A 2,676-nucleotide genomic window follows, 5' to 3' on the forward strand; every position below is an offset into this window, starting at 1 on the left:
CTCCTCGAAGCCGGCGGATTCAGACCGCTCCTACACTCTCATTCGCGATGAGCCGACGAACTGGCTTGTGGTCTTCGTAGGCCTTGGTGGCTTTCTCGTGTACGTCCTGCTATACGGAATGCTGTCGAAGCGACTCAGCGTACACGGCACTCTCGTTGGCAGCGTTTCCGGTGCCGCGCCGATCCTTGCCGGCTACCTTGCGGTGTCCGGAGCGTTCGACATGGGGGCGGTGCTCGCTTTCCTGGCGGTGTTTTTCTGGCAGATGCCGGAGTTCTACTCGATCGCAATCTACCGCCACGATGAATACGCGCGGGCCGGTGTGCCAGTGATCTCAGTTGTCAAAGGCCTCAAGCGTACGACAGCGCAAATCCTCGCCTACACGATCGCGTTCGTCATCGCGACGCTGCTGCTGCCGGTGTTCGGATACACCGGCATCGTATATACGGCAGTTATGGGATCGCTTGGGCTGTACTGGATCTGTCTCGGTATTGTCGGCCTGCGCGCATCGGATGTGGTGGCGTGGGCGCGCCGAATGTTCCGGTTCTCGCTCATCATGGTGTTGGCACTATGCCTCATGATCTCGGTCGGCCCGATCCTACCGTGATGACAACCAGTCAATCCCTGCACACTTTCTGCATCCCCAGCCTGAGACTCGCAGCGCGCGACCATTCCTTGACTCCAGGTCCGTCTGGCGCAGAGGTATGCCGTGGAGGCTCAATCACTGCCTCCGCACGCGGTTTACCGCCTAACCGGCATGTCAGCATGCACATATCTACACCCCAAAACCAATCGCGTCGACAACGACGCGCGCCCCGAGCGCGCGCGCCTCGGATGTTCAGGAGATTGAAGGAGCAACTGCTATGAGCCGCATCAGAGACATCGAGGCACTCCCGGGAGCTCTCCGGCTGTACACGATCACGTCGATCATCACGGGCGTATGTCTCCTGCTCCTTCTCGGCGAAATCATCGCGAAGCACGCCTTCGGGGTTGAGCTTGAGCTGAATGGCCCGTCAGGTTTCCTCAGGTTCTCGCCGAGCGGCACGCTCAACGGCGTGAACTTGTCAACGATGTTTCTCATCGTGCACGGATGGCTGTACGTGGCTTACTTGTTTGCGAACTTCCGCTTATGGTCACTCATGAAGTGGTCATTCATGCGATTCCTCATCATGGCTCTAGGAGGCGTGGTTCCGCTTCTCTCGTTCTTCATGGAGTACCGACTCGGCCGAGAAGTAAAAGCGGTGTATCAGGCCGCAAAGATCGATAACGCAGCCCTAGTGCAGGAATAGGCGAATAAGGCATACGAACAGTTCTAAAGCGAACTTTTTCAACTCCGGTCACATGCCATTTATCGTGCGCGATCAAACAGCCTGCGGCCCCTTAGGGTCGATTGTCGTCGACACGGTAAAGATCGTATTCACGATCTCGGGATGTGCTCGCGTGCACAGCCAATCAAGTGAGGTCTTGCTGAAGGCTGGGAGTATATTGACGATCCCGGCGAACACGGAGTGCTGGTGCTTCCCGGTTGGGCAGGCGCGCATGATCACGTTCTATTTCAAAGTTGACTACCTGGCGGATCAAGTCCGCTGGCTGCCATTGACCCATCCACTGGTGCACCACCTAAACCGTGCACTTGAAGGTTGTCCCACGCTACTTCCGCTGCAAGTGACGGCGTCGGTGATGCATAATCTCGTACCCTCGCTTGCCCGCTTAGCGCAGCGAGAGACTGGCTCGGTTAGAGATTTCGGAATGCTTTCGTTGGCTGCAGCGGTGTTCGACGCGGTGGGGCGTCTGACCGCTACATCCTCAGGACGGAACGAAGCGGCGTGTGTGCTCCCGCGGGCGGAAGTCATAAAAGCAATCGCGCTGTTGAGCAGTAGTGCCCCATAAGGTGGTGTAGCCCACGGTGGCCGCCTCGTCGCTCGCGACGTAAGCGCGGTCACCGTGTGATCCTTCGAGAAGTCTCTTACCTCCACTCGAAAGGCATCATCACGATGACCGCTCCTCATATTCTCGACCCTGCCCGCCTACTTAGCGAAGCCCTCGTCGATTCGTCGCCGGATCTGATGCGGCAGCTGCTGCAGACGATGATCAACGCACTGTTGTCCGCGGACGCGGACGCCGTTGTCGGCGCCGAATGGGGTCAGGCGTCCCCGGACCGCACCGCGCAGCGCAACGGCTACCGCCACCGCGACCTGGACACGCGTGTCGGGACGATCGACGTCGCGATCCCGAAGCTCCGCAAGGGCACCTACTTCCCGGAATGGCTGCTCGAGCGGCGCAAACGCGCCGAGACCGCGCTGATCACCGTCGTCGCAGACTGCTACCTCGCCGGGGTCTCCACCCGCCGAATGGACAAGCTCGTGAAGCCCCTCGGGATCCACTCCCTCTCGAAGTCACAGGTCTCGCGGATGGCCGCGGACCTCGACGAGCACGTCGACCAGTTCCGACGCCGCCCACTCGGTGACGCGGGCCCGTTCCCGTTCGTCGCCGCCGACGCGCTCACGATGAAGGTCCGCGAGGGCGGCCGGGTGATCAACGCGGTCGTGCTCGTCGCGACCGGCGTCAACGCCGACGGGCACCGCGAAGTCCTCGGACTGCGCGTCGCGACATCGGAGACCGGCGCGGCGTGGAACTCGTTCTTCGCCGACCTCGTCGCCCGCGGTCTCGGCGGGGTCC

The 2,676-nt window shown here is 60.8% G+C and carries 3 protein-coding genes; all 3 read left to right on the forward strand.

Annotated elements, in window-relative coordinates:
* Positions 1 to 604: protoheme IX farnesyltransferase (locus tag AX744_RS10975; RefSeq protein ID WP_197429216.1), on the forward strand; the 604-nt coding region annotated here is incomplete at its 5' end.
* A 256-nt stretch (positions 605 to 860) separates the two neighbouring features.
* A complete protein-coding gene (locus tag AX744_RS10980; RefSeq protein WP_061016860.1) occupies positions 861 to 1,286 on the forward strand; it encodes a DUF3817 domain-containing protein in 426 nt (141 codons plus the stop codon).
* Between the two features lie 705 nt (positions 1,287 to 1,991).
* The coding region (locus AX744_RS10985) for an IS256 family transposase (protein WP_157543585.1) at positions 1,992 to 2,676 on the forward strand (685 nt) is incomplete at its 3' end.

Origin of the sequence: Microbacterium sp. CCH5-D1, from assembly GCF_001557335.1 — a bacterium.
GTDB lineage: Bacteria > Actinomycetota > Actinomycetes > Actinomycetales > Microbacteriaceae > Microbacterium > Microbacterium oxydans.